Origin of the sequence: Rhodococcus ruber (genome assembly GCF_027270735.1) — a bacterium.
In the GTDB taxonomy this organism is placed as follows: Bacteria; Actinomycetota; Actinomycetes; order Mycobacteriales; family Mycobacteriaceae; genus Rhodococcoides; species Rhodococcoides rubrum_A.
This window is the reverse complement of record NZ_JAPWIJ010000011.1, coordinates 1-25,217: the sequence shown is the minus strand read 5'-3', so window position 1 is coordinate 25,217 and position 25,217 is coordinate 1. Positions and strand designations below refer to the sequence as shown.

General features: G+C 63.8%; 21 protein-coding genes. 19 read left to right on the top strand and 2 right to left on the bottom strand.

Annotated elements, in window-relative coordinates:
• Positions 1–17 precede the first annotated feature (17 nt).
• From mshA to O4220_RS22580, 8 genes are all read left to right on the top strand, one after another.
• Positions 18–1,346 carry a D-inositol-3-phosphate glycosyltransferase gene (mshA, locus tag O4220_RS22615; protein WP_269607749.1) on the top strand — a complete coding sequence of 443 codons (1,329 nt, stop codon included), beginning with the start codon at positions 18–20 and terminating at the stop codon, positions 1,344–1,346.
• Complete coding sequence (locus O4220_RS22610; RefSeq protein WP_032380356.1) at positions 1,343–1,840, top strand: YbjN domain-containing protein; 498 nt, start codon at positions 1,343–1,345, stop codon at positions 1,838–1,840. Before mshA ends, O4220_RS22610 begins: the two co-directional genes overlap by 4 nt.
• 58 nt (positions 1,841–1,898) lie before the next feature.
• On the top strand, positions 1,899–3,329 hold the full coding sequence (locus tag O4220_RS22605; RefSeq protein WP_269607748.1) for a nucleobase:cation symporter-2 family protein: 1,431 nt from the start codon (positions 1,899–1,901) through the stop codon (positions 3,327–3,329).
• Positions 3,330–3,404: 75 nt separating this feature from the next.
• Positions 3,405–4,496 (top strand): BMP family lipoprotein, encoded by a 1,092-nt coding sequence (locus O4220_RS22600; protein WP_269607747.1) that lies wholly within the window; start codon positions 3,405–3,407, stop codon positions 4,494–4,496.
• Positions 4,497–4,518: 22 nt separating this feature from the next.
• Positions 4,519–6,021 carry an ABC transporter ATP-binding protein gene (locus O4220_RS22595; RefSeq protein WP_269607744.1) on the top strand — a complete coding sequence of 501 codons (1,503 nt, stop codon included), beginning with the start codon at positions 4,519–4,521 and terminating at the stop codon, positions 6,019–6,021.
• Entirely contained in the window at positions 6,014–7,306 is a 1,293-nt protein-coding gene (locus O4220_RS22590; RefSeq protein ID WP_269607743.1) for an ABC transporter permease, read from the top strand. Before O4220_RS22595 ends, O4220_RS22590 begins: the two co-directional genes overlap by 8 nt.
• Positions 7,303–8,571 carry an ABC transporter permease gene (locus O4220_RS22585; protein ID WP_269607742.1) on the top strand — a complete coding sequence of 423 codons (1,269 nt, stop codon included), beginning with the start codon at positions 7,303–7,305 and terminating at the stop codon, positions 8,569–8,571. The genes O4220_RS22590 and O4220_RS22585 overlap by 4 nt, the downstream gene beginning before the upstream one ends.
• Before the next feature lie 99 nt (positions 8,572–8,670).
• Positions 8,671–10,263: a 4-coumarate--CoA ligase family protein gene (locus tag O4220_RS22580; RefSeq protein WP_037171871.1), complete on the top strand. Its 1,593-nt coding sequence runs from the start codon at positions 8,671–8,673 to the stop codon at positions 10,261–10,263.
• Positions 10,264–10,332: 69 nt separating this feature from the next.
• On the opposite strand, the gene O4220_RS22575 is transcribed toward O4220_RS22580, so the two are convergent.
• Both O4220_RS22575 and O4220_RS22570 read right to left on the bottom strand, forming a co-directional pair.
• Positions 10,333–11,298 (bottom strand): glucosyl-3-phosphoglycerate synthase, encoded by a 966-nt coding sequence (locus tag O4220_RS22575; RefSeq protein ID WP_269607741.1) that lies wholly within the window; start codon positions 11,296–11,298, stop codon positions 10,333–10,335.
• Between the two features lie 33 nt (positions 11,299–11,331).
• Positions 11,332–12,351 (bottom strand): alpha/beta hydrolase, encoded by a 1,020-nt coding sequence (locus O4220_RS22570; protein ID WP_269607740.1) that lies wholly within the window; start codon positions 12,349–12,351, stop codon positions 11,332–11,334.
• A 260-nt stretch (positions 12,352–12,611) separates the two neighbouring features.
• On the opposite strand from O4220_RS22570, the gene O4220_RS22565 reads away from it, so the two are divergent.
• The 11 genes from O4220_RS22565 (at position 12,612) to O4220_RS22515 (ending at position 25,082) form a co-directional block, all read left to right on the top strand.
• A complete protein-coding gene (locus tag O4220_RS22565; RefSeq protein WP_269607739.1) occupies positions 12,612–14,066 on the top strand; it encodes a condensation domain-containing protein in 1,455 nt (484 codons plus the stop codon).
• Entirely contained in the window at positions 14,063–15,514 is a 1,452-nt protein-coding gene (locus O4220_RS22560) for an MFS transporter (protein ID WP_269607738.1), read from the top strand. Before O4220_RS22565 ends, O4220_RS22560 begins: the two co-directional genes overlap by 4 nt.
• 103 nt (positions 15,515–15,617) lie before the next feature.
• Positions 15,618–16,826 (top strand): lipase family protein, encoded by a 1,209-nt coding sequence (locus tag O4220_RS22555; protein WP_269607737.1) that lies wholly within the window; start codon positions 15,618–15,620, stop codon positions 16,824–16,826.
• Complete coding sequence (locus O4220_RS22550) at positions 16,823–18,574, top strand: CocE/NonD family hydrolase (RefSeq protein ID WP_269607736.1); 1,752 nt, start codon at positions 16,823–16,825, stop codon at positions 18,572–18,574. The genes O4220_RS22555 and O4220_RS22550 overlap by 4 nt, the downstream gene beginning before the upstream one ends.
• A gap of 44 nt (positions 18,575–18,618) precedes the next feature.
• Positions 18,619–19,821, top strand: coding sequence for a lipase family protein (locus O4220_RS22545; RefSeq protein WP_269607735.1), 1,203 nt, complete (start codon positions 18,619–18,621; stop codon positions 19,819–19,821).
• Positions 19,822–19,910: 89 nt separating this feature from the next.
• The gene (locus tag O4220_RS22540) at positions 19,911–20,543 is read left to right on the top strand and encodes a DUF3558 family protein (protein WP_269607734.1); all 633 of its coding nucleotides are present in this window, start codon (positions 19,911–19,913) and stop codon (positions 20,541–20,543) included.
• Between the two features lie 19 nt (positions 20,544–20,562).
• A complete protein-coding gene (locus O4220_RS22535; RefSeq protein ID WP_269607733.1) occupies positions 20,563–20,964 on the top strand; it encodes a hypothetical protein in 402 nt (133 codons plus the stop codon).
• Positions 20,965–21,191: 227 nt separating this feature from the next.
• A complete protein-coding gene (locus O4220_RS22530; protein ID WP_269607901.1) occupies positions 21,192–22,334 on the top strand; it encodes a low temperature requirement protein A in 1,143 nt (380 codons plus the stop codon).
• Positions 22,331–23,086, top strand: coding sequence for a phosphoglyceromutase (locus O4220_RS22525; protein WP_269607731.1), 756 nt, complete (start codon positions 22,331–22,333; stop codon positions 23,084–23,086). Before O4220_RS22530 ends, O4220_RS22525 begins: the two co-directional genes overlap by 4 nt.
• Positions 23,087–23,223: 137 nt before the next feature.
• Positions 23,224–24,396 (top strand): sensor histidine kinase, encoded by a 1,173-nt coding sequence (locus O4220_RS22520; protein WP_269607730.1) that lies wholly within the window; start codon positions 23,224–23,226, stop codon positions 24,394–24,396.
• Positions 24,393–25,082 carry a response regulator transcription factor gene (locus O4220_RS22515; protein WP_032380369.1) on the top strand — a complete coding sequence of 230 codons (690 nt, stop codon included), beginning with the start codon at positions 24,393–24,395 and terminating at the stop codon, positions 25,080–25,082. Before O4220_RS22520 ends, O4220_RS22515 begins: the two co-directional genes overlap by 4 nt.
• Positions 25,083–25,217 lie beyond the last annotated feature (135 nt).

Here is a 25,217-nt window from a genome sequence, read left to right as displayed (position 1 = left end):
GCGTGCACACTGAGCGAGTGACTGGACACCAGCTGAGCAGGGTCGCTGTGTTGTCCTTGCATACGTCCCCACTGGCGCAGCCCGGAACGGGTGACGCGGGTGGCATGAACGTCTACGTGTTGCAGAGTGCCAAAGAGCTGGCCAAACGGGGTGTGGAGGTCGAGATCTTCACCCGGGCGACGGCGTCGACCGACGCTCCCGTCGTCGAGGCAGCACCCGGAGTGCTGGTCCGCAACATCGTTGCGGGCCCGTTCGAGGGCTTGGACAAACACGACCTTCCCACCCAGCTGTGCGCGTTCGCGGCCGGGGTGTTGCGTGAGGAAGCCCGGCACGAGCCCGGTTACTACGACCTGGTGCACTCGCACTACTGGCTCTCGGGTCAGGTGGGCTGGCTCGCTCGCGATCGCTGGGGAGTGCCGCTGGTACACACCGCGCACACCCTTGCCGCCGTCAAGAACGCGTCGTTGGCGCATGGTGACTCACCGGAGCCTGCGGCGCGCCAGATCGGCGAGCAGCAAGTGGTGGCCGAAGCAGACCGGCTGATCGCCAACACGACCGAGGAAGCGAAGTCCCTTGTGGAGATCTACGGGGCCTCGCAGGACTCGATCGACGTGGTTGCGCCGGGAGCCGATCTGGCGCAATACAATCCGGGGGACAAGCTCGCGGCCCGCACCGAGCTGGGTCTGAACCCCGACGAGTCGATCGTCGCATTCGTCGGACGCATCCAACCGCTCAAGGCTCCGGATGTGCTCATCTCCGCGGCCGCCGAAGTGCTGCAGCGAGATCCGTCGTCGCCGCTACGGGTCCTCATCGTCGGCGGGCCGTCGGGCAGCGGATTGGATCGGCCCGACAGCCTCATAGACCTGGCCGAGAGTCTCGGGATCACCCCGCGGGTGACGTTCCTGCCGCCGCAACCATCGTCGCGTCTGGCACAGATCTACCGCGCCGCGGATGTCGTTGCGGTGCCGAGCTACAACGAATCGTTCGGCCTGGTCGCGATCGAAGCCCAGGCGTGCGGAACGCCGGTGTTGGCAGCCGATGTAGGCGGTCTCGGTGTGGCCGTGCGATCGGGCGAGACCGGTCGGCTGGTGCAGGGGCACCGCACCGAGGATTGGGCCGATGCGCTCGCGTCCATGCTCTCGGATCGAGCGGCATTGGCGGACATGGCAAGTGCGGCACCTCGGCACGCCCGAAACTTCTCGTGGGAGCACACCGCAGACGGTCTCATCGAGAGTTACCGGCAGGCCAAATTCCATTTCGACCGCGGCGAGGCACCGAGCGAGTTCTCGCCGCGACGCGTCCGAGGATTGTCGAAACTACGCAGATCGGGAGCTGTGACTGCATGAGCGAGACCGCCGAACTGATCGACCGGGTCCTGAAGGATCGCGAACTGGACTACACGCGGCGCGGCGAAGTGTTCACCGTCGAACTGCCCGGGGAACGCAAACTGAAGACGACGACGATGTTGACCGTCGGACATCACGGGGTGCGCATCGAGGCGTTCGTCTGCCGCAAGCCCGACGAAAATTTCGAGGGCGTCTACAAATACCTGCTGCGTCGTAACCGCCGGCTGTACGGGGTGCATTACACCATCGACAAGGTCGGCGATATCTATCTCGTGGGTCGAATGTCGTTGCGGGCCGTCGACGGTGACGAACTCGATCGCATCTTCGGCCAGACCCTAGAGGCCGCCGACGGTGACTTCAACGTGCTGCTCGAACTGGGATTCGCGGAGTCCATCAAACGTGAATGGGCATGGCGAGTCTCGCGCGGCGAATCGTTGGCGAACCTGAAGGCGTTCGAGCATCTGGTGGGAGCAGACAAGGCCGAGCAAGCGTAACTCGCTCGAAATGGGTCGGTGTCGCTGCCCGTAACGTCCGGTTCATAGCCTGACACTCATGACCAGGCCCGAGGACGCCCGCCCGCCGGTGCTGCAGATGTTCGGTTACGGTCTGCAACACATTCTCTCGATGTTCGGTGGCGTCATCGCCGTACCGATCATCGTCGGTGGGGCGGCCGGGCTGTCCGGTGCCGACCAAGCCCTGCTGATTTCGTGCGCGCTGTTCGTCAGCGGCGTGGCCACCGTGCTGCAGACCGTCGGTATTCCGTTCTTCGGCTCGCAACTGCCGCTGGTGCAGGGCATTTCGTTTGCTTCGGTTTCGACGGTCCTGACGATCATCGGCAGTGCGGAAGACGGCCGAACCGGATTGCGCACGGTGCTCGGTGCCGTTCTGGTGGCCGCGCTGATCGGTTTGGCCATCGCGCCGTTCTTCTCGAAGATCATTCGCTTCTTTCCGCCGTTGGTGACCGGCAGCATCATCACCGTCATCGGTCTGTCCCTGATGCCGGTCGCAGCGCGGTGGATCACCGGGCAGGAAATGGTGGGCGGTGCCCCGAACCCGAACTACCTCGACCCCGCCAATATCGGGCTGGCGATGTTCACCCTCCTCGCCGTGCTGGTGATGACCAAGATTCCAGGGCTGTCGAGGCTGTCGATTCTGCTCGGACTCGTCGTCGGCACCATCGCAGCACTGATCGTCGGCAAGACCGACTTCGGCGGTGTCGGTGACGCGTCCGTGGTGGCCGTACCGACCCCCTTCGCCTTCGGCTCACCGATCTTCGCAATCGGCGCGATCGTCTCGATGACCATCGTGATCCTGGTGATCATGGTCGAGACCACGGCCGACATCCTCGCCGTCGGTGAGGTCGTCGGCACCGACGTCGACTCCAAGCGCGTCGGTGACGGACTGCGCGCCGACATGGTGTCCTCGGCCGTCGCCCCGATCTTCAACACCTTCCCGGCGACTGCCTTCGCGCAGAACGTGGGTCTGGTGGCGATGACCGGCATCAAGAGCCGCTTCGTCGTCGCGGTGGGTGGCGGCGTGCTTGCGCTACTGGGCCTTTCGCCGGTACTTGCCGCAGTCGTCGGAGTCGTCCCGCTGCCGGTACTCGGAGGGGCAGGCATCGCTCTGTTCGGAACCGTCGCGGCCAGCGGCATCCGCACCCTCGGCAAGGTGAACTACGACAACAATTCCAATGTTGTCATCGTGGCGGTGACCTTGGCGTTCGGCCTCATTCCCGTTGTCGCGAGCGACTTCTGGGACGAATTTCCGGACTGGTTCGTCACCATCTTCCATTCCGGAATCAGTGCCGCCAGCATCGTGGCGGTGGTCCTCAACGTATTCTTCAACGTATTCAGACCCGGTACGCCGCCGAACCCATCGGTGGTGGCAGCGGGACCGGCAGTGATGGTGCGTGAGGACGAAGCACGAATACTCCGTGAAGGCGGCAGCTTGCCCGAGAAGGCCGAGCCCAACAAGGACTCCTGAGTGAAATCCTGCGCACCCTCGCCCGCGCGAGTAGCGTCCCGAACCAGACGAAGCACATCTAAATTGGAGGACATCTTGTCATTCGTTACCCGCACGAGTACGCGGAAGGCAGCACTCGGCGGCGTCGCGTCGCTCGGTGCCATCGCCCTGATCGCAGGCTGTGGATCTGCTCCCGAGAACGAAGGATCGGGTGGAGGCGGATCCAGTGACTTCCTACCCTGCATGGTCTCCGACAGTGGCGGATTCGACGACAAGTCGTTCAACCAGCTCGGGTTCGAGGGTTTGACCGAAGCCTCCCAGGAGCTCGGCGTCGAGCCGCGCACCGTCGAGTCCGCGTCGCCCACCGACTACGCGCCCAACATCAACAACCTCGTCGATCAGGGCTGCAACCTCATCGTCACCGTCGGATTCGACCTGGCCGACGCGACCAAGGTCGCGGCCGAAGCGAACACCGACATCGATTTCGCGATCATCGACGACTCCACCATCGATCTGCCGAACGTCAAGCCGCTGACGTACGACGCGTCGCAGTCGGCATTTCTCGCCGGCTACGCTGCCGCCAGCTACAGCAAGACCGGAGTGGTCGGTACTTTCGGCGGCTCGCAACTGCCGACCGTCACCATCTTCATGGACGGTTTCGCCGACGGTGTGAACTACTTCAACGAGCAGAAGGGCAAGGCAGTCCGCGTCATCGGCTGGGACGTGCCCTCGCAGAACGGCTCGTTCACCGGTGGATTCACCGCCAACGAAGTTGCCAAGAACACCGCCCAGGGCTTGATCGACCAGAACGCGGACGTCATCTTCCCGGTCGGTGGACCCATCTATCAGAGTGCGGCGCAGGCCATTCGGGACTCCTCGCGTCCGGTCGCCCTGATCGGTGCGGACGCCGACGTCTTCGAGTCCGACCCCTCGGTCGGCGACCTGCTGCTCACTTCTGTGACCAAGGGCCTCAAGACCAGTGTCGACGAGGTCGTGGCCAACTCCGGTGCTGACAAGTTCGACAACGCTCCGTACGTGGGCACCCTGGAGAACGACGGCGTCGGCATCGCACCGTTCCACGACTTCGAGTCCCAGGTCGACCCCGCACTGCAGGGCGAGCTGGATACGATCAAGGCCGGCATCGTCGACGGGTCCATCACCGTCGAGTCGCCGTCGGCACCCAAGTAGCACCAAGCGGTCGTAAAGGGATATGAAGCTCGAACTTCGCGGTATCACCAAACGATTCGGCTCGTTGATCGCCAACGACCATATCGATCTGAGCGTCGAATCCGGCGAGATCCACTGTCTCCTCGGCGAGAACGGTGCAGGCAAGTCCACGTTGATGAACGTGCTCAGTGGCCTGTATCGCGCCGAGGAGGGCCAGATTCTGCTCGACGACGTCGAGCAGAATTTCGCCGGTCCGGGCGAGGCGATGACCGCCGGCATCGGCATGGTGCATCAGCACTTCATGCTGATTCCGGTGTTCACCGTTGCCGAGAACATCGTGCTCGGCAACGAAACCACCTCGCTCGGTGGACGACTCGATCTCGTGGCAGCACGAAAGCTGGTACGAGAGATCTCCGCGAGGTTCGGCTTCGATCTCGATCCCGATGCTCTCGTCGACGACTTACCCGTCGGCGTCCAGCAACGGGTCGAGATCGTCAAAGCACTTTCTCGTGAGGCCAAGGTGCTCGTGTTCGACGAGCCGACGGCCGTCCTGACGCCACAGGAAACCGACGATCTGATGCGGATCATGCGCGAGCTCGCGGCGTCGGGCACCACCATCGTGTTCATCACCCACAAGCTGCGCGAAGTACGCGAAGTGGCAGACAAGATCACCGTCATCCGGCTCGGCAAGGTGGTCGGCGAAGCGAAACCGACCGCCAGCAACACCGAACTCGCGGCCATGATGGTGGGACGCGACGTGCAGCTGACCGTCTCGAAGGATCCCGCGTCCCCGGGAGAGGCGGCGTTGGTCATCGAGAATCTGTCGGTGTTCGACGCCCAGGGCAACAAGACCGTCGACGACGTCAGCCTCGAGGTCGCGGCAGGGGAGATCCTCGCCGTCGCCGGAGTGCAGGGCAACGGACAGACCGAATTCGTCGAGGCTCTACTCGGGTTGCAGGACAACGTGTCCGGAAAGATCAGCCTCGACGGTCGCTCGCTCGTCGGATCGACGGTGCAGGACGTACTCGACGCCGGTGTCGGCTTCGTGCCGGAGGACCGTACCGTCGACGGTTTGGTGGGCGAATTCTCGATCGCGGAGAACCTGATGCTCGATCGCTCGAACAGCATGCCGTTCGTGCGACGCGGAGCGGTGCAGCGCGATTATCTGGAGAAGTTCGCATCGGAGAAGTTGAGCGAATTCGATGTGCGGGCACCGGGAATCGGGACCGCTGTCGGACGCCTGTCCGGTGGTAACCAGCAGAAGGTTGTGCTCGCACGTGAACTGAGCCGCGACCTGCGGCTGTTCGTCGCGGCCCAGCCTACTCGCGGAATCGACGTGGGGTCCATCGAATTCGTGCACAAGCGCATCGTCGCCACTCGGGATTCGGGGATCCCGGTCATCGTGGTGTCGAGCGAACTGGATGAGGTCGCCGCACTGGCCGACCGCATCGCCGTCATGTATCGAGGAGCAATCGTGGGAATCGTCCCCGGGGATACGTCCCGCGAAACACTCGGATTGATGATGGGCGGTGAGCGCGGTGAGTGACGCCCAGCAGCCCCCGACAGCCCAGCAGCCCCCGACAGCCCAGCAGCCCCCGACAGCCCCGCAGCCCCCGACACCTCCGCAGCCGTCCGCGTCGCACGTAGTGCTCCGGCAGATCTTCACCGGCAGTGCGATCATCTCGGTTCTTGCAGTACTGCTCGCGCTGATCGTCGGTGCTGTGCTCATCGCCGCCACCAATACCGGCGTACAGGAGTCGGCAGGCTACTTCTTCTCTCGTCCCTCGGACATGCTGAAGGCCATCTGGGATTCCGTTGCCGGGGCGTACTCGTCGTTGTTCCAGGGCTCGGTGTACAACTTCCGTCGGCCCGGATTCGAGAACGGCATCCGGCCGCTGACCGAGACTCTGACGTTCGCCACTCCCTTGATCGTCGCGGGACTCGGTGTGGCCCTTGCCTTCCGCGTCGGCATGTTCAACATCGGCGGCCGAGGCCAGATGCTGATCGCCGCCGCGTGCGCCGGCTGGGTCGGCTTCGGGGTGAGCCTGCCGGCCGGACTGCACCTGCTGGTCGCCGTCGTCGCCGGTGTACTCGGCGGTGCGGTGTGGGGCGGAATCGCCGGATTCCTCAAGGCGCGCACCGGCGCTCACGAGGTGATCGTGACCATCATGCTCAACTACATCGCGTTCTACCTCGTCGCGTATCTGCTTCGTACCCCCGGTGCTCTGCAGGCTCCAGGATCCAACAATCCCAAGACCGCGCCTATCGCGTCGACCGCTGTGTTCCCCAAGCTGTTCGGCGACCGGTACAGCCTGCACCTCGGTTTCGTGCTGGTGATCCTCGTGACCGTCGCGGTGTGGTGGCTGCTCGAGCGATCCAGCCTCGGATTCCGCTTCCGGGCAGTGGGCGAGAACCCCCACGCCTCACGGGTGGCCGGTATGAACGTCAACCGGATCTATCTCTACGCCATGATCATGTCCGGTGCGCTCGTCGGTCTTGCCGGAGTTGCCCAGGTATTGGGCACCGTCACCACCGGCTTCAGCGCCGACATCGATGCCGGAATCGGATTCGACGCCATCACCGTCGCACTGCTCGGCCGATCGAAACCGTGGGGCGTGTTCTTCGCGGGAATACTGTTCGGCGCGTTCAAGGCCGGCGGGTTCGCCATGCAGGCAGCCGAGGGCGTACCCATCGACATCGTGCTCGTCGTGCAATCGGTGATCGTGCTGTTCATCGCTGCGCCGCCGCTGGTGCGAGCGGTGTTCCGATTGCCAAAACCGGGTGAAGAGAAGCTAGCCAAAGCCGAGACCGCGAAGGTGGGTGCACTGTGACCGCCCCCGTCGTCGCCCCCGCCGAGGCAGTACTCGGCCGCAGCTGGAAGGTGCCGTCGATCCTCGGGGTCGTGACGTTGCTTGCGCTGGTGCTGTTCGTGGTCAAGAAGGGTTCGGGCACAAGTACATTCGCATTGGCATCGGAGGACGACTTCTTCGCGCTGCCGGCAGTGGGTGTGCCGTCGTACGGTACCGGTCTCGTCGTGGTCGTACTGCTGGCCTTCATCACCGGTTATGCGGCGCTGCTGGCCTCGCGCTACCGACCGACGCCGCTGTGGTTGCTCGCCGTGTTCGCGGTCTTGTTCGTGTTCGGCTTTCTCGCGTGGGCAGCCGACGGTGAGACCATCCCGGTGCCCGGATTGCTCATCGGCGCAGTCGCTCTGAGCACACCGCTGATCTTCGGCGCGATGGGCGGGGTGATCTCCGAGCGGGTCGGTGTCATCAACATCGCCATCGAAGGTCAGTTGCTCGCAGGCGCTTTCGTCAGCGCCGTCGTCGCGTCGATCACCGGGTCGACCTACGTGGCGCTGCTCGCGGCTCTGGTGGCCGGTGCGCTGACCGCGTCTTTGTTGGCGGTGTTCTCCATCCGCTACTTCGTCAATCAGGTCATCGTGGGTGTGGTGCTCAACGTCCTGGTCGTCGGACTGACCAGCTTTCTGTACTCGGTGGTGCTCACCAAGAACGCCGAGACGCTCAATTCGCCACCGCGCTTCGCGCGCATCGACATTCCGGTGCTCTCGCAAATTCCGATCGTCGGGCCGGTGCTGTTTCGGCAGACGCTGATCGTGTACCTGATGTATGTGGCGGTAGCCCTCGTGTTCTTCGGCCTGTTCCACACCAAGTGGGGTCTGCGACTGCGTGCCGTCGGTGAGCATCCGCAAGCCGCCGACACCGTCGGAATCAACGTGGCTCGAACGCGATTCTGGAACGTCTGCCTCGCCGGTGCCATCGCCGGACTCGGCGGTGCGTACTTCACGCTCGGTTCCGTCGGAGCCTTCGGCAAGGAAATGACGGCCGGTGCCGGCTACATCGCACTCGCCGCGGTCATCTTCGGGCGGTGGGATCCGGTGCGCGCGACGTTGGCCGCACTGCTGTTCGGATTCGCGTCGAACCTGCAGAACGTGTTGGGCATCATCGGGTCTCCGGTGCCGAGCGAATTCATGTTGATGCTGCCCTACGTGGTGACCATCTTCGCCGTCGCCGGGCTGGTGGGCCACGTGCGAGGACCGGCAGCAGCGGGCAAACCGTACGCGTCGCGAAGTTAGCGCCCGCCCTACCTGACTCAGCGGTAGGGTCGCTGTCCGATGTGACCGCTTTCACGGTAAGGTTCGATCATTGTTGCCGCAGTTCTTCGAAGGAGAGCCATGAGCTTCCGCAGTCCCTTTCCCGACGTCGAGATCCCGAATCTGAGCGTCTACGACTTCTTGTTCGGGTCCATCGCCGAGTCCGATCTGGACAAGCCAGCTCTCATCGACGGCACTTCGGGTGACGTCACCACCTACAAAAGCCTGATCGGCCAGGTCGACGCGATCGCCGGGGCACTTGCGGCTCGCGGGCTCGAGGTCGGCGATGTCGTCGGACTGCACTCGCCCAACGTGCCCGCGTTCGCATCGGTGCTGCACGGCATTCTGCGCGCAGGCGGAACTGCGACGACGATCAACGCGCTGTACACCGCAGAGGACATCGCGAAGCAGCTCACCGGTTCCGGCGCGAAGTTCCTGTTCACCGTCTCCCCGCTGTACCCGCAGGCGAAGGCGGCCGCGGACAAGGTGGGCATCGACGCCGATCACGTGATCGTGCTCGACGGTGCCGAGGGGCACCCGAATCTGCGCGATCTACTCACCCAGGGCGCGCCTGCTCCCGAGGTCTCGTTCGATCCGGCCACGCACGTCGCGGTGCTGCCGTATTCCTCGGGCACGACGGGTGTCCCGAAGGGCGTCATCCTCACCCACCGCAACCTCGTCGCGAACGTCGCCCAGATGGAACCGCGGGTGGGCATCGACAGCGACGACGCGATCCTGGCGCTGCTGCCGTTCTTCCACATCTACGGCCTGACTGTGCTGCTCAACATCGCTCTCAAGCTGCGCGCGCATCTGGTGACGATGCCGAAGTTCGACCTCGTCGAATTCCTGCGCATCATTCAGGATCAGAAGCTGACGTACCTGTTCATCGCACCGCCGGTGGCCGTCGCGCTCGCGAAGCACCCGATGATCGATCAGTACGACCTCTCCAGCGTGCACACCATCTTCTCCGGCGCGGCACCGCTGGACGAGGAGCTCGGCAAGGCCGTCGCGAAGCGCTTGAACACGCGGGTGCGCCAGGGCTACGGCATGAGTGAGCTCAGCCCGGTCAGCCACGCCATCCCGTTCGACCGCGACGACATGCCGCTCAGCTCGGTGGGTCAGCCGCTGGCCAACACCGAGAACAAGCTCGTCGACCCGGCCACCGGCGACGAAATCGAGCTTCCCGCAGAGGGATTGAGCAAGCCGGGCGAGCTGTGGGTCAAGGGACCGAACGTGATGGTCGGATACCTGAACAACCCCTCCGCCACCGCCGAGACGCTCGACTCCGACGGTTACCTGCACACCGGTGACATCGCTGTCGCGGACCACGAAGGCGTCGTCTACATCGTCGACCGCCTCAAGGAACTGATCAAGTACAAGGGCTACCAGGTGCCGCCGGCCGAGCTCGAGGCCCTGCTGCTCACTCACGAGGAGATCGCCGACGCCGCCGTGATCGGTGTTCTCGACGACGAGGGCGAGGAAATCCCCAAGGCATTCGTCGTCCGGCAGCAGGGTGCCACGATCGACGAGGATGGCATCATCGCTTTCGTCGCCGAGCGTGTTTCCCCACATAAGAAGGTTCGGCGCGTCGAGTTCATCGACACAGTGCCGAAGTCCGCGGCAGGCAAGATTCTCCGCAAGGATCTTCGGGCGTCCGAAGCTGCAGGCAAGTAGTTCGTTCTTCTGCACGACTCAGCGCACCCTTCACCGTGCTCGACGGTGGAGGGTGCGTCTGTATTCGGGTCAGACCGGCGCGGTCATCGAGTGCCGGCGATGGGCACGTAGGTAGTCGTCGACGGTGATCAGCGGGGGACGGTCGACCAAGGACAGCGGTGCCACACTCATCGAGAGCTGAGGCCCCGTGGTCGAGAAGGTGGTGAACCCGGCACCGGAATCGCCGAGACCGAGCCGCGCGAACATGGTGGCGACGATCTGTCGACTCATGACGGCCAACTCGGAGGTCGGCCGATTTCGATGGCGGCGCGTACCGAGTCCGACCTGCCCGATCGTGCCCGCACCCGAGCGGTGATACGTGTCGAGGAGCAGTCCGATCTCGACACCGTAGCCGGGGGCGAAGGGCACAGTTTCGAGCAACTGACGAGTGGCGGCGTACTCGCCGCCCAGCGGCTGAAAGACGCCGGCCAGTTCGGGACGGAGTGCGGTCAACAGGGGCCGTACCGTCAACTGAGTGACGCGTCCGCCACCATCCTCGTCGGTGCTGTCACCGATCGTCAGCGGCCGACGGTAGAAGCCTTTGACCAGTTCGACGCCCTCGTGCATGAGCAGTGGGCCGACGAGCGACGGCACGAAATGCGTCCCCGGATCGACCAGATCCGAGTCGACGAACACCACGATGTCGCCCGAGGTGGCTGCTACACCTCGCCACAGGACCTCGCCCTTTCCGCCGACGACGGGCAGGCCTGGTAGTACCTCTTCCCTGTAGACGACGGTGGCCCCGGCGGCGCGCGCCCGGACAGCCGTGCGGTCGGTCGATCCCGAATCGAGCACGATCAGTTCGTCGACGAGACTTCCCAGATGGGGAGTCATGGAGGCAATGACGTCCGCGACGGTGTCTTCCTCGTCGAGGGCGGGGAGGACGACCGAGATGGTTCGGCCGTGTTTGGCCGCGATGAGGTCTGCGAGCGTCCAGGGTGAACGGGCCCAGGTGGCGGCAAGAGCGGGAGTGCCCACGGTGTCGGTTCGGCTCATCGAGTTTCCTTCGTCATCGCTGGAAGTCACGGCTCAGGAGGTGGTCGGCAGTCCCATCGACGGCGCGATCACCGACCACGAGTCGTGTAGGTCTTGTTGCCAGTAGGCCCACGAATGGGTTCCGTTGGGTCGGAAGTTGTAGGTGGCGGGGATGTTCAGCTCCTGCAAGCGCTGCTGCATCTGGTGCGAGCACGAGTCGGTGGTCGCCTCGATGACGGCACCGACGGCGAGCTGTTGGGCGAGCTTGCCGTAGTCACTACCGATGCCGGGTCCGCCGGGTACATCGAACGCGCCGGGCGCTCCGGTTCCGCTCGAGATGTACACCGCGACACCGCGCAGTCCTTCGGCGTTGACGTACGGGTCGTTGGCAATCCAGTCGGCACTGCCTGCAGGTCCCCACATGTTCGCGGTGGATCCACCGCCGCGTGCTTCGACCACGGACCTGACGTACATCGCGCCCACCGGGTCGCTGGTACGGGCACATCCGCTGTACGAGGCCACGGATCGGTAGACGGAGGGATGAGCGATGGCCAGCTGCAGAACCGACGTCCCGGCCATCGAGATACCGGCGACGGAATTGATGCCGTTGCTGTCGAGAAGTGCGTTCATCAACGGCGGCAGTTCGAGACCGAGAAAGGTGGACCACTTGTTTCGGCCCAGCACCGGGTCGTCGCGCAACCAGTCGGTGTAGTAACTCGCAGCGCCACCCCGTGGCACTACCACGTTGACGTTCTTGTCACCGAAGAAGCCGGCGATGTCGGTCTGATCGAACCAGCTGCTGCCGCCGTCTCCACCGGCCGCGCCGTTGAGCAGGTAGAGAGTGGGCGCACCGGGCGCCTCTGCCCGAAAGATGTCGACGCTGATGTCGCGGTCCATCGACGCCGAATGCACGCGCACGATGTCGCGACGCTCGCCGATGCCCTCTATTCCGACGACCGACGACGCTGTCTCGGCAGTCGCCACTGCTGCTGTGCCCGACGCGAGAACAACGACGGTCGCGAGCACACTCAGGGCCGAAACGGTCGCATCACGCAGGCGGTATCGGTCGATCATCTACCGTTCCTGACATCGAGGGGGCAGCGCCGAGCCTGCTTTCGGTCAGCGCGTTGAGATTCCGACGTTAGAGCGATTCTCTGGCCGCCACCACAATCTTGACGATCCTTCAGTTCTGACACAGATATCCCGCGCATGTTTGTCGATTTTCCAAAATGCCGGGCCGTGGGGTGTTCTCGGTCTCGCTCGAATGATGCACTGGCCCCTCCGACGCACCTCACTGTGTCGCGTCGTATCTCTCCCCTTCGAAAGGTTGTGTCGTGGTCGCATTCGGACTCATCGACGAGTGGAAGCCCGCTCCAGGACCACTCACCACGTGGTCGCCTACCGACGCTTCACGGGGCGCTGCCGCAGCGGCACCCGTCCATCCGGCACGTCCGTCCCACATACAGCAGGCGTACCTCGAGGCCGCGTTCCGCAACCGAGGATCGTCCTTCCGCTTCTCCAGACTGTGCCTCGTCACGTTCCGCATCGAAGGAAAGTTGGACAGCGCAGCAATGGGACAAGCGTTCAATACGTTTGTCAAACGCCATGATTCGTTCTCGAGCTGGTTCGAGACCACGTCGGCCGGATCGGTGCGCCACGTCGTCGACGTCGACGACATCGTGCTCGAGCCAACTGCTTTCGGTGTGCCCTCGAGCGCGGCCGACATCCGTAGGCACGTGCAGGACACCACTCCGGGGCCGGAGAGTTGGGACTGCTTCTCCTTCGGGACGATCGAGCACGACGACCATTTTGTGGTGTACGCGGCGGTCGACCACCTCGACACCGACGGCATTTCGCAGGCATTGACGTACTACGAACTGAGACAGCTCTATCGCAACGCGGTGACGGGGGAGTCCGATGGACTGTTCACCCCGGGCAGCTACATCGAGTACTGCCGGCGTGAGCGCACCGAGAGCGACGCCACGACCCTGGAGTCCGCGGCCGTCCATACCTGGATCGACCTGGTGACGGACAACGGTGGCGACCTTCCGACATTCCCGCTTCCGCTGGGGCGCAACAGTGTCGACTACACCAGGACGTCGCACAGCTCGTTCCCGCTGTTCGACGGCGCGAAGGCCCGGGCCGTCGACGAGGCATGTGCGGGAGTGGGAGCAAAATTCATCGGAGGCATCTTCGCCGCGGCGGCCTTGGCGGAATACGAGTTGGCCGGCCGAAACAGCTACTTGGGCCTGACGCCCAAGAGCACTCGAACTCTGCCGGGCGAATTCGCCTCGATCGGTTGGTTCTCGAGTCTCGTTCCCGTGCAGTTCGAACTGGGTTCCCAGCCGACCTTTCTCACTCTGGCAGTCCTTGCTCAGCAGGCATTCGATTCCGGGAAGCTGCTGGCGAACACGTCCTACCACCGAGTTCTCGAATTGGTCGGTCCAGAACACGGAATCACCACCCAACCGGGTTGGACCGCCCCGATGATCTCCTACGTCGACGTCCGAAAGCTGCCCGGTGAAGCCGAACTCGACGCGGCCGGAGCCGGGTTGTACGGAAACCGCGGAAGCTCGGAAGAAGTCTTCATGTGGATCAATCGATTCGAAGATCACACCGGTGTGGAATTTCTGTACCCGGGGACGGACGAGGCCGATCGCTCGATCGATCTCTACTTCGCCAAGATCTTCGAGATCTTCACCTCCGTGGTCGAATCGGGTGACTACGTACCGCAGCTTCCCGACGCGAGCACGTTCACGCACGAGCTTCCGGACGTCAGCAGGGTATGACACACCGACGCAGCGGCTCGTGGATGACGCTGTGCGCCTGTTTGCTGGCCGTCACGATGCAGATGATCGACGTCACCGCGGTCACCGTTGCGCTACCCACGATCGCCCGCGACCTCGACGGGACGGGCGCACAGCAAGTCTGGGTGCCAGCGGCGTATCTACTGGCATTCGCGTGCGCTCTCCTCACGATGGCGAGAACAGGTGAGGTATTCGGGCGCAGAAACACGTTCGTCGTCGGCACCGCGATGTTCGCGTCGACGTCGGTCCTGTGCGCGTACGCCCCCACCATCGAGTTGCTGATCGTCGGTCGCGTCGTGCAAGGGGTTGCGGGAGCGGCCATGTCGGCCCAGACCGTGGCCATCGTGACCGCAACCTACTCCGGGTCACGGCGTACCACTGCGTTCGCCTTGTACGGCGGCACAGCAGGGCTCGCCGGTCTGGCCGGGCCGTCCGTCGGTGCGGTGCTGCTACACCTCGACATCCTCGGAACAGGTTGGCGGGCAATATTTCTGATCAACGTTCCGATTTCGGTGGCTGCGATCGTCCTCGCCCGACGGTATGTCTGCGCCGGTTCGAGGCACGTGCTGTCGGGTGGCCTGTTCGATCCGATCGGGGTTGTTCTGTGGTCGATCGGTGCTGTGTCGATCGTGTACCCGATCATGACGAGCGCGAGCCTGATGGCCGCGGTACCCGTACTCGGCATCGGCCTGGTTCTGTTGGCCCTGTTCGCGGTGTGGGAACGGCGCAGGAGCGAAGCGGGTGCACACGTGATGGTCGACACCCGCATCTTCGCCGAGCGGGGGTTCACTTACGGGTGTGTCGTCTCGGCTCTGGTGTACGGCACCTTCACTGCATTCGTTCTGACGATGTCGGTGACGCTGCAGACCGGACTGGGCGACAGCGCGTCGACGGTAGGAGTGATCACGATCCCCTTCGCGCTCGGGGCTGTCGTCGCGTCCTTGGGCGCGCCGATAGCGTTCCACCGCTGGGACTCTCGCGTGGTAGCGGCAGGCGCGGCCACGATGGGCGCGGCTCTGTTGGTCCTCGGTGCCGCCGTCGACTACTTCGATCGGCCAGGTTTTCCATGGCCGATGACCATCCCGCTGGTTCTGGTCGGGGCGGGCTTGGGAGCGGTGATCGCTCCGCTGCAGAGCACCATCGTCGCCGGTGTGAGACCCGACGCCATCGGTTCCGCGTCGGGGATCATGCCGACGGTCCAACAGGTCGGATCGGCCGTGGGTACAGCGGTCACCGGTGCCGTGTATTTCGCGTTGCTCCCCGTGCAGGCCGTGGCACGGGATCATCTCGTCGCGCAGCAGAGAGTGCTGTTCGGACTGGCAGCGACGATGGCCGTGGCCACCGCTGTCGCGATGGCACTGCCGCGCAGCGATCGAGTCGCCACCGAGGGCGTGCGAGAGCCCGTGAACGTGCCCCAGAGGTCACCTTGACCAGCGGGCCCCCGAACGACAAGTACCGATCCGAACATCGACGTGAGACTTCCCGGTCCGACGAATGGCCCGGGCCCAATGGAAATCGAGAAGAGCTTTCATCATGCGCCGCACCCTCTTGACCCTGACGACCGCCGTCGGGCTGATGTCGATGCTGTTCGTCACTGCACCACACGCATCGGCGGCGCCCAACGATCCGACACCGGTGCCCGGCACGCTCTACGCGGCTCCGGCTGACCTGACCGGCAAGACCAACGGCGATGTCGTGGCGAACAGACGTTTTACGAGTCCCTTGTATCCGGGTGCCGACATCTGGCAGATCCAGTACCGATCATCCGACTCCAGAGGAGACGCGATCGCCGCTGTGACAACCGTTCTCGCGCCGGCGAACCGCGCACCTGGTGGGCCTCTGCTGTCGTATCAGCCGTTCGTCAACGCGCTCGGGTTGCAGTGCGCACCGTCGGAATCGCTGTTCGGGGCCGATCCGACGACCGGTGTTCAGGAGCGTGAATTTCTCAACCTGGCCCTGATGCGTGGCTGGTCGGTCGCAGTCCCGGACCACCTCGGTCCCAAAAGTGCTTATGGCGCAGCCAAGCTCGGCGGCCAGATCACACTCGACGGGATTCGCGCCGCGCAGCGGGTTCCCGAGCTGGGACTGTCGGCCAGTCCGGTCGGAATGGCCGGGTATTCGGGTGGTGGAATGGCGACGGCCTGGGCTGCAGCGCTCGCTCCGAGCTATGCGCCCGAGCTGAACATCGTCGGTGCCGCAGCCGGAGGGGTGCCCGCCGATCTGGACAACATCGCTCGTGCGTTGGGTTTCCAGCCGCATCAGGCATTCGGGCTCGCGTTTGCCGCCGCTCTCGGTCTCGAACGCGAATACCCCGATCGCTTGCCGATCACCGCGCAGCTCAATCCCACCGGTCTGGCTTTGAAGGATCAGGTCTCGAATGCGTGCACACCGGTGATTCTTGCTACCGGAGCCTTCAAGAGCGCCCTGGCGGTCTCCACCAATACTTCGCTGGTGGACAGCCCGGAGGCGCAGCAGATCATCGACGAAAACAGTTTGGTGAAGTATCCGGGTGTCCCCACCGCACCCACATTGCTGTGGGGAAGCGACAACGACCCGCTCATTCCCATCGCTGCGTTGCGTGACACCGCTGCTCGGTACTGCGCGAGTGGAGCGACGTTGCAGTTCGACGTCGTTCACGCCCCGCAGCACATTCAGGCGGCATTCGAGGGTCTTCCCGCCGCGCTCACATTCCTGGACAACAGGTTTCGGGGTGTCGCACCGCCGACGAACTGCATCCGATGAAATGGCTCTCGACCGTCGTCGGTGCCACCGCGACCGCTCTGGTCGTGGCCACCGCGCCCGCTCATGCCGCGGACCTTCCGGTGCTGGCCCCACAATCGTTCGGTGACTTCTCGGTGCAGACCAGATATTTCGACGTCGCGGTGGGTCCTGATCGGGATCAGCACTGCACTGTAGTGGGCGACATCTACGTCCCCGAAGGTCTTGGACCGGACAACCGGGCTCCGGCCATCCTGACCAGCAACGGTTTCGGCGGGTCCAAGGACGACCAAGCGGGTGCCGCGGCGAGATTCGCGACCCACGGCTACGTGGTTCTTTCGTACTCCGCCTTGGGTTTCGGTGGCTCGACGTGCAAGATATATTTCGCCGATCCCGATTACGACGGCATAGCGGCGTCGGACCTCATCGGCTACCTAGCCGGTGACAGCGAAGGCGTATTCACCGACGCTGCTCGATCTGTCCAAGCCCCCGTTCTGGATGTAGTTCGTCTCGATGCTCCGCAGGATCCCCGCGTCGGCTATCTCGGTGGGTCCTATGCCGGTGCAACGGGATTGGCGGCAGCATCGGTGGATTCGCGGCTGGATACCGTCGCGTCGATGATCACGTGGAACGATCTGGCTCGCTCGCTGGCACCGGATGGAGCCGGGCGCAGGTCGGTCGGCCCCGTCAAAAGCGTGTTCGGTTCCGCTTTTCTGGCGGCCGGTGCCGTCCTGACCGGTCCCGGAGGGTACGCAGCCGATCCGGCGCGGGCCCAGGGGTGCCCGAACTATGCCCAGTGGGTGTGTGACGCCGCGTCCGCCTTCGCTGCCAATCGCGAACCGGACCCGGGAACTCTGGCGGCGATGCGTCACGTCTCACCCGTGGACTATCTCGATCGAGTCGATGTTCCGGTTCTGCTCACGCAGGGCCAGAAGGATTCACTGTTCAGCCTCGACGAGGCAGCAGCGACGTTCGAGACTCTGCGGGCGCGCGGAGTGGAAACCTCCATGGTCTGGCACTCGTGGGGACACAACGACAGGAAGGGGTATCCGGGGGAGTTCGACATCAAGGCCCCCGACCCGTTCAATCAGCACGAAGCGGCACTGGTGGGCAATTGGCTCGACCGACACCTCAAGGATCGTGACGTCGACCCAGGGCCGGTATTCACCTACTTCCGGGATTGGGTGCCTTACAACGGCGTCGCGTCGCCGGCCTACGAAGAATCGGACACATTTCCTGTCGGCACCAGGCGCACATTCGACGTGTCGAACGGCACGTTGTCCGAGGGCATTGCCTCGAACAATGCATGGGCACAGACGATTCGGGATGCAGGATCGCCGATGCACACCACATTGGGGCTTCCGAACATCGCCGCGGAGGTTCCTGTGCCTCGGGTCTCGCTACCCGGTTCGGCCGCGACCTGGACAACCGCGCCGCTGGCCGAACCGGTCGACGTCGTCGGCGCACCGGAGCTGTCCATCAGTCCCACGGTGTCCGGGCCTGCGACGGTCTTCGTCACCGTGCTCGACGTCGCACCGAACGGTGCGCGGAGTCCGATTCACGGGCTCGTCGCACCCGCCGTCCTCACAGGATCCTCGGACCCGGCGACGATCTCACTGCCCAGCATCGTCCATCGATTCGATCGTGGACACCGCATCGGCGTCGACATCACCGCTTCCGATCCGTCCTTCGCCGGTGGGCCCGGCCCGGCGGACGTCACCTTCTCCTCGACGGATCCGATCAACCAGTTCTCCCTGCCCGTAGCGCCGTGACGCTGTGCCGTGATGCTCGATCAGAAAACACCGAAAGGCTCGCCTTGAGAAAGAAATCGATTGCCCTGGGGTCCATCCTCGTGGCACTGTGCGCATCCCTGTTTGCCACGGGTACAACAGCTTCGGCTGCCCCCGCGCCGACGATCCCCGATCCGGACGTCTTCTACGCTGCACCGGCCGACATAGCCGATCATGCGCCGGGTGACATCCTCGCCAGCCGTCGGGCCGACGCATGGATGTACCCCAACACCGACATCTGGCAACTCAAGTACCGGTCGACCAACTCCGCAGGTGCTCCCGTTGCCGCGGTGACCACTGTGCTGATGCCCCGAGGTAGAGGTGCGGGAACGCCACTGGTGTCGTATCAGGCAGTGATCAATGCTCTGGGAGTCAAATGTGCTCCGTCGCATGGTCTTTTCACGTACGAGATCGGTGAAGCTCCCAGTCTGTACCTCGGGATGGTCGCCCGCGGTTGGGCGGTTGCGGTGCCGGATTACCTCGGACCGAACGGTGCCTACGGCGCTGCCGAATACGAAGGTCGTTTGACGCTGGACGGGGTTCGCGCCGTGCAGAACTTCGAGCAGCTGCCGCTGAAGGAGAGTCCGGTCGCTCTGCTGGGTTACTCGGGCGGTGCGCTGGCGACATCGTGGGCCGGTGCGATGGCTCCCACCTACGCGCCCGAACTGAACATCGTGGCCAGTGTGCACGGCGGAACTCCTGCCGACCTGGAATTGATCGCAAAGAACTTGGGCTACAGCGCAATTCCGCACCCCGCCTTCGGAATGGCACTCGCGGCATCTCTGGGGCTCGAGCGCGAATACCCGACCGAGTTCCCCGTCTCGGAGAACCTGAACGCGGCGGGCCTGGCACTGCGTGATCAGGTGAGCAACCAATGCAGGCGTCCCATCATCATTGGCGGAGCGTTCAAGAGCGCGAGAGATCTGTCGAACGTCGACATCGCATCGCTGCCCTCCGCGCAGGCGGTGTTGAAGAAGAACAGTCTCGTCGACTACGAGGGTGTCCCCACGGCCCCGGTGTACATCTGGCACGGAATCAACGACTTCATCACCCCGTTCGCGCCGGTGAAGGAGACGGTCGATCGCTACTGCGCAGCCGGTGCCACCGTTCAGTTCCGGGCGTACCCGTTGGCGGAACACTTCAGCGGATCGCTCGTCGGACTGCCCGAGGCCTACGCCTACGTGGACGCACGATTCCGAGGGGAGCCGGCTCCGTCGAACTGCGGCTGATCTTCTCTAGGTGGTGACCTCACACCTCTTTTGACGACTGCGCGCCCTTGCTCTGAAGTGAGCGGGGGCGCGCAGTCGTCAGTAGGGGTGTGAGGTCGTTGTGGAACCGAGTCGACGTTCGCCGCGTCCAAGGGGTGGGTGGGTTCTACGAGGGGAGCGGTGGCGTGACGCGGTGGTGGGTGACAGGCGTGGTCGGAGCGATGGTTCTGGTCGGCGGATGTGGCGATTCGACGTCGGATGCGCCGGTGGCGGATGCGCCGACCTCGACGGCGGCAGCACCGACTGCAGCCGAGCCGTGGGATCCGTGCACCATCCCGAACAGTGCCATCGAGATTGCGGGATTGGATGTGGAGAGCAAGAGCACGAACCTGTTCGGGGGTGCGCCGCTGTCCAACGATTGGAAGACATGTATCTGGACGGACCCTGACCCTGGGTCGTGGTACTTCCTGGGATTGTTCTCCTCGGCTCACGACCTCGGGTATGTGAAAGCGAACGACCAGTTCGACAGCTTCACTGCCGCTGACGAAGACGGTTTCGTGCAATTTCGACGTACCGCGAAGTACGACGAGGTCAGTTGCGGCATTGCTTACGAAGTGACCGGGGGAATCGTGTACTTCATTCTCGACGGAAGGGCTGGGCGCAAGCCTCTGGGTGATCCGTGTTCGGAAATCGGTCGGGTGACGAAATCGTTGCAAGCCAGCCTGCCCGCGCGTGCACGGTAGACAGAAAGGCTGCGGTTCGATGGCTTCTGGAAACGGCGATCTGTTCGAGTCGATGCAGTATTGGCAAGACCTCTCCGAGCGCGCTGAAGCAGGACTGATGGAAATTCCTGCGGACGTGGCTTCTCGGTGCGACCAGGTCTGCGCCGAATACATCGACCACTTGGCAGAAATGTTGGGGAAGACGAAATTCCTCGTCGATCTCGACGCATTCGGCACCCTTCCGTCTGCTCGGATGTTGGGTGCGAAGTTCAAGCGACTGGCGGATGGCGAACAAGGGTCGGCGGCTGCTGTGATCAGGCAGCACATCGAGGTCATCGACTTGATGCGATCGGTGTTTCGTCGCTATTTCGTCGACACCGAAGAGGTCGATCAGAGTATGGGCGCTCGGATCGGCGAGATCGGGGCGGCGCTGGGGGAGTAGATCCGCAACCTCACACCCTTTCTCTCGACCTCGCACCCCCGCTATGCCCTGAACCCCGGCGCGCGGTCGGCAAAAAGGGTGTGAGGTCCCGAAAATCATCGCGCTATACCGTCGAACATGCCCGAAATGTCCGTAAAGGCAACCGCAGCAACACAATCGAGACAACGTACGCGAATCGGATGACTTAGTCTGCACGCGTGAATATCTCCACAGCACGCCTGGTGCCGATGCGACCGCGTGATCCCAAGGAACCGCACCGGGCCGCGAGTCCCCTCGAACTGTTCTTCGACCTCGTGTTCGTGGTGGCCGTGAGTATCGCAGCGGTACAGCTCCATCATGCGCTCACCGAGAACCACCTTGCCGATGGTCTGCTCAGCTATGCGCTCGTGTTCTTCGCGATCTGGTGGGCGTGGATGAACTTCACCTGGTTCGCCACGTCGTTCGACACCGACGACTGGCTGTATCGCGCGTTGACCGTTGTGCAGATGGCCGGAGTCCTGGTACTCGCCGCTGGAGTCGAATCGGCTTTCGTGGACAAGGATTTCGCCATCGTGGTACTCGGCTACGTGGTGATGCGCGTGGCCATGGTGACGCAGTGGGTTCGGGCGTCTCGGTCGAGTGAGTACAAGAAGACCGCACTGTCGTACGCGATAGGTATTGCCGGCGTACAGGTCCTGTGGATTCTCTGGCTGGTGCTGCTCGACGGCACGGCCGCCGTCGTCATGTTCTTCGTGCTGGCGGCTGCCGAGATGGCGGTTCCGGTGATCGCCGAACGCAACGGCTCGACGCCGTGGCATCCGCATCACATCACCGAGCGATACGGGCTGTTCACGCTGATTTTGCTCGGCGAAAGTCTGCTCGCATCGGCCAACGCCATCATCGAAGCGCTGCACGACGAGACGGCTCTGGCACCGTTGATCTCGATTTCCGTCCTCACACTCGTCGTCACCGCGAGCCTGTGGTGGATCTACTTCTGGCCGCCGCATCACCGAGCAATCGGACAGTTCGGCAACTCGCTGATCTACGGCTACGCGCACTACTTCATCTTCGCGGCCGCCGGCGCGTTCTCGGCCGGCATCGAGGTCGAGATCGACGTGCTCACCGAACACAGCAAGCTCGGCGACGTCGCCGCGTCGTTCACCGTCACTGTTCCGATCGCGGTATTCGTCCTCGGAGTGTGGCTGATCGCCATCCGAGCCCACGCGGACCGCATCGTCAACATCGCAGTTCCGGTCGGTGCGGTGCTCGTGTTGCTCGACCCGATCATTCCTATCCCGATCACCCTCACCGCAGTCGTCATGGTCGTGGTCGTCGGTGTGCTCGTCGCACGCGGGCCAACACGAGTGGAACATGAGAAACTGACCACATGAGTATCGGAACCCTGATTCTGCTTCGTCACGGCGAGAGCGAATGGAACGCGTCCAACCAGTTCACCGGCTGGGTGGATGTGCGACTGACCGAGAAGGGTGAGGGCGAGGGCAAGCGCGCCGGTCAGCTTCTCGCCGAGGCCGGAGTGCTGCCCGACCTGCTGTACACCTCGCTCCTGCGTCGCGCGATCAGCACCGCCAACCTCGCACTCGACGCCGCCGACCGGCACTGGATTCCCGTCGTTCGCGACTGGCGTCTGAACGAGCGGCACTACGGCGCGCTGCAGGGCTTGAACAAGGCCGAGACCAAGGACAAGTACGGCAACGAGCAGTTCATGCTGTGGCGTCGTAGCTACGACACCCCGCCGCCCGCCATCGAGGTCGGCAGCGAATTCAGCCAGGATGCCGATCCCCGTTACGCCGATCTGGACAGCGTTCCGCTGACCGAATGCCTCGCAGACGTCGTCGAGCGGCTGATCCCGTACTTCGAGGAGACGATCGTCGCCGACCTGAAGGCCGGCAAGAACGTGCTCGTCGCCGCACACGGCAACTCGCTGCGTGCGCTCGTGAAGTACCTCGACGAGATCTCCGACGCGGACATCGCCGAACTGAACATTCCCACCGGCATCCCACTGCAGTACGACCTCACAGAGGTCGACGGGAAGCTGAAGCCCACCAATCCGGGCGGCACCTACCTCGATCCGGAAGCAGCGGCGGCGGGAGCTGCTGCCGTGGCAAATCAGGGCGGTAAGTAACTCCAACGCGTAGAAACCGGCAGTTTGTCGAAACTGCAGGTGAACGAACGAAGAACACTGCCGACGAGGACTATGACGACCAGGGGAATGCCTGCACCCTGCGTATGTGAGCCGTCCATCGAACGTACGATTCCGGTGTGAGTGTTGCATCGGCCGTACTACTGGCAATTGCCGCGGCCTTCGTGGGATACCTCGTCGGCGGTGTTCTCATTCCGTATCTCAACACTCGACACTCGGAGCGTCGCCGCGCCACGTCCGGCCTGACGATGTCGCAGGTACTGGACCTGATCGTCCTCGCTTCGGAGAGCGGCATCGCCGTCGTCGATCAATTTCACGACGTCGTGCTGTCGAATCCACGGGCCGAGGAGCTCGGGCTGGTGCGTAACCGTTCCATCGACGAGCGCGCCTGGGCTGCTGCGACGAAAGTGCTGTCCGACGGCCATCCCGTCGAAGTCGATCTCAGCTCCAAGGCCCCCCGGCCCGGCCGCGACAAGATCGCCGTCCGGTGCGTCGCGCGGCTGCTCAGTAAAGAAGATCGACGGTTCGTCGTTCTCTTCGCCGACGACGATTCCGAGCAGGTGCGGATGGAAGCGACGCGTCGCGACTTCGTGGCCAACGTCAGTCATGAACTCAAGACACCCGTCGGTGCGATGAGCCTGCTGGCCGAGGCGCTGCTCGAGTCCGCCGACGATCCCGACTCCGTCCGGCACTTCGGCGGCAAGGTCGTCGCCGAATCCAAACGCCTGGGTAACATGGTGACCGAGCTGATCGCACTCTCGCGCTTGCAAGGGGCGGAGAAATTACCCGACCTCGAGGTCGTCGATGTCGACACCGTCGTCAACGAAGCAATGGACCGCTCCAAGCTCGCCGCCGAGAACGCCGGCATTTCCGTCACCACCGATCACCCGAGCGGACTCGAAGTACTCGGCGACCAAGCACTACTGGTGACGGCGCTCGCCAACCTCATCCAGAACGCGATCGCATACTCCTCCAACGGATCGCCCGTCTCGGTCAGCCGGGCACTGCGCGGCTCGCACGTTGCATTCGCTGTCACCGACCGCGGCATCGGCATCGCCAAGGCGGACCAGGAACGCGTCTTCGAGAGATTCTTCCGCGTCGACAAAGCTCGGTCGCGGGCCACCGGCGGCACAGGCCTCGGCCTGGCCATCGCCAAACACGTCGCAGCCAACCACAACGGCAGCATCTCGTTGTGGAGCAAGCTGGGCACCGGATCCACCTTCACCCTCCAGATCCCCGCGTACTTCGAAGAAGAAGACGACGCTGCGGTTACAGAAAGAGAGAATCAGTGACCAACGTTCTGATCGTGGAAGACGAAGAGTCGTTGGCCGATCCGCTGGCCTTCCTGCTCCGCAAAGAGGGGTTCGAGGCCACCGTCGTCGGCGACGGACCGTCGGCTCTGGCGGAGTTCGATCGCGCCGGAGCAGACATCGTGTTGCTCGATCTCATGCTCCCCGGGATGAGCGGCACCGACGTGTGCAAGCAATTGCGCTCGCGCTCCGGCGTTCCGGTCATCATGGTGACCGCACGCGACAGCGAGATCGACAAGGTGGTCGGCCTCGAACTGGGAGCCGACGACTACGTCACCAAGCCCTATTCGGCACGCGAGCTCATCGCCCGCATCCGCGCGGTACTGCGTCGGGGCTCCGACGCCGAGGTCGACGGCGGAGTCGACACCGGAGTGCTCGAGGCCGGCCCGGTGCGAATGGATGTCGAACGCCATGTGGTGATGGTGGGATCCGAGCAGATCACGTTGCCGCTCAAGGAATTCGACCTGCTCGAGTACCTGCTGCGCAACTCCGGTCGAGTGCTCACGCGCGGACAGTTGATCGACCGGGTGTGGGGAGCGGACTACGTGGGCGACACCAAGACACTGGACGTGCACGTGAAGCGATTGCGCTCCAAGATCGAGGCGGACCCGGCCAAGCCGGAACATCTCGTCACCGTGCGCGGGCTGGGCTACAAGCTCGAGGGGTAGAGCCTGCGGCATGTGAGCGCTGAGCCCGCGGTCGTTCCGCGGGCTCCACTCCGGTCTTCGTAGTGGGCTACGAGGTTCCACTCAGTGATACTGGAGTTGTTCGTCGAGGTGGAAGGTGTGACTCGTTTCCGCTCT